General features: G+C 66.0%; 3 protein-coding genes. 1 reads left to right on the forward strand and 2 read right to left on the reverse strand.

Annotated elements, in window-relative coordinates; translation table 11 throughout:
• On the reverse strand, positions 1 to 774 hold a 774-nt coding region (locus tag A9X05_RS16895), incomplete at its 3' end, for an alpha/beta fold hydrolase (RefSeq protein WP_067761034.1).
• Positions 775 to 1,108: 334 nt separating this feature from the next.
• Between A9X05_RS16895 and A9X05_RS16900 the strand changes: the two genes are divergently transcribed.
• Positions 1,109 to 2,044, forward strand: coding sequence for an SAM-dependent methyltransferase (locus A9X05_RS16900; RefSeq protein ID WP_067782848.1), 936 nt, complete (start codon positions 1,109 to 1,111; stop codon positions 2,042 to 2,044).
• Positions 2,045 to 2,077: 33 nt separating this feature from the next.
• Here the strand turns inward: A9X05_RS16900 and A9X05_RS16905 are convergent, their stop codons facing one another.
• A complete protein-coding gene (locus A9X05_RS16905) occupies positions 2,078 to 2,557 on the reverse strand; it encodes a hypothetical protein (protein WP_067782851.1) in 480 nt (159 codons plus the stop codon).
• Positions 2,558 to 2,703: the final 146 nt, after the last annotated feature.

Raw genomic sequence — 2,703 nt, forward strand, 5'->3', positions numbered from 1 at the left:
GTGTGTGGTCAGCATGCCGTGCGGGTAGCCGGGATAGGCCTTCACCGCGCCGTTCTGAAGGAGGTCGACCGCCCGGGGCGCCGCGCTTGCGAACGGGACGATCTGATCGTCGTCGCCGTGCATGACCAGGACGGGAACGGTGATCGCCCGCAATTCGTCGGAGTAGTCCTGCAGCCAGGACACCACCGTCTCGTAGTGAGCCTGGGCACTGCCGGACATGCCCTGACGCCACCAGTTCGCGATGACCGCCTCGGACGGTTCCACACCCGGGCGGTTGAATCCGTAGAACGGCCCCTCTGGCACGGCGCGGAAGAACTCCGATCGATTTCCCAAGATGCCCGCACGCACCGCGTCGAACCACTCCTGGGGTTGCCCGCCCGGATTGTTCTCGGCCTGCGCCATGCTCGGCGTCGGGGAGGACACCAGCACCGCCTTGGCGACCCGCTCCTGGTGGCGCGCCACATAGCAGGCCACTTCAGCGCCGCCGGTGGAGTGCCCGATGTGGACGGCGTCGCGCAGTTCGAGTTGCTCGGTCAGCGCGGCCAGATCGGCCACCCAGTGCTCGATGTCGTTGCCGGTCCCGACCTGCTCGGACCGGCCATGCCCGCGCCGGTCGTGAGCGATCACCCGATAGCCCCGGTGCAGGAGGAACATCATCTGCGCATCCCAGTCGTCGGCCGTCAGCGGCCAGCCGTGACTGAAAACGATCGGCTGGCCGGAACCCCAGTCCTTGTAGAAGATCTCGACACCGTCCGAGGTGGTGATGGTGGGCACAGACGCTCCTCTCGCAGCCGTTCGCCGTTATCGAATGACAGTCAACCGCAAGCCAAACATTTTTGCCTGCCAGGTCTGCGACAGTTTGGACCGCTGCGGGTTTTCGGGTGTGCCCTCACGACTGCTTTACGTGGGAATTACGCACATCGATGTTGCTGCGAAATGGATTGGTGCGCATTGTGATAACAACTACGGCGGAGTCCTACTGGTAACCCGTTAAAATCGATTGCGCCATGGCCGCGCGCATGTGGTCGCGGTGGCCACGTCAGCGGCGTCGCTGAGGAGGGCCAGGAGACGGGTTGTACGGTATCCAGGCGGCTCTCGGAGGTTCACGATGACACCACCCAACGACGGCACCTGGGGTCCGGCTACCGGAGTGGGAACCACGGCCACGATGGCGGCGGCCGCGAGAGCCGTCGCCACCAGGGATGGGATTATCGACGATCCTTTTGCCGAGCAGTTGGTGCGCGCGGTCGGTGTGAGCTTTCTGACCCGCTGGGCTACCGGCGAGCTCGTCGCCTCGGATATCGACGTCGCGGGCAGCTCATGGGGGCTGGCGCAGATGCCCGCATCGATTGCGGCCCGCACGCGGTACTTCGACGAGTTGTGTGCCGATGCCGCAGGAGCGGGCATCCGTCAAGCCGTGATCCTCGCCTCGGGCCTCGACGCCCGCGCCTACCGACTGGACTGGCCTAAAGGGATGACGGTGTTCGAGATGGATCAACCGGCCGTCATCGAGTTCAAATCCACCACACTGGCCAAGCTCGGTGCCGTACCAAAAGTTGACCTACGCACGGTCGCCATCGACCTGCGCGACGACTGGTCGACGGCACTGGTTACGACGGGTTTGGACGTCAAGAAGCCCACGGTATGGATTGCCGAAGGCCTATTCGGCTATCTGACACCAGCGGCCCAGGATCGGCTGCTCGAGATGGTCACCGCCCTGAGCGCGCCGGGCAGCCGACTCGGGAGTGAGGCTGTGCCGAATACCGCCGACATGGACCCCGACGCAGCGCGCCAACGGATGCGTGAGGCCACTGCCAAGTGGCGCGAGCACGGCTTCGAACTCGACTTCGACGTGGTCCAGTTCGAAGGTGAGCGCCACGACGTCGGGGCGTACCTGGATGCGCTCGGGTGGGCGTCGGTCGCAACGCCGATGGCCCAGCTGCTCGCCGGCTTCGGGTTGGGGGCGATCGCACGGGCCGCCGATGATCGACAAACGATGAACGGCGTCAACTACTACACGTCGACGCTGGGCGTCGGCCGCTAGAGGCATTTCGGGGGAGCGGCACTCGCCGGGCGCTCAGCTGGGGCAGGCGCGTGCCAGGGTGGCCATCTCGTCCCCGAACTCCTGGTTGGCCCGAGCCACGGCTTTGGCCGATGGCGGCAGTTCCGTTTTCAGCGGGCCTTGTCTGCCTAGGTCGTCGTTCATCCGGTTCGCGTCCGTCATGAATTCACGGGCCAGCGCTGCCGCTCGCTGCGCGTGGGCCGACAGCCCGGGCGCGGTCACCTGGTTGGCTCGCCGCTGCAGGCCGTCGAGCCACGCCTGATAGTCGGCGTCACTGGGTACCGAGTTTTGTTCGTAGGAGCCCGGCGGCGCAAACCGCGTCTTCGCCTTCAACGAGGCCTGCGCGTCGCGGTTGAAGTCGATGAATTGCCGCACACTCCAACACGGTTGCGCCCGCTCATCGATCCGCCACGCGACGAACAGACCCGCGGCGGCCACGGCTGCGCACCATACCGTCAGCAACCGCCGGGCGGTCTTGCGTGCGTTTGCGGCCACGCGATCAACCTAATCCAGGGATCGGGACGATCGGCACCCAGCGGTCGGCGCCCGTCACGCGTGGGGGCAGAAGATACCCAGGATCTGTTGGCGGAGGCCGGGGTGACTGTGGTCGGGACCGCCCGAACCGAGGCGGATATCGTTGG

The organism is Mycobacterium sp. E3298, from assembly GCF_001666895.1.
Lineage (GTDB): Bacteria > Actinomycetota > Actinomycetes > Mycobacteriales > Mycobacteriaceae > Mycobacterium.

Bases quoted from the DNA above. Each gene is read 5' to 3' on its own strand.
- A9X05_RS16900 (WP_067782848.1), top strand. From the start codon at position 1,109: ATGACACCACCCAACGACGGCACCTGGGGTCCGGCTACCGGAGTGGGA.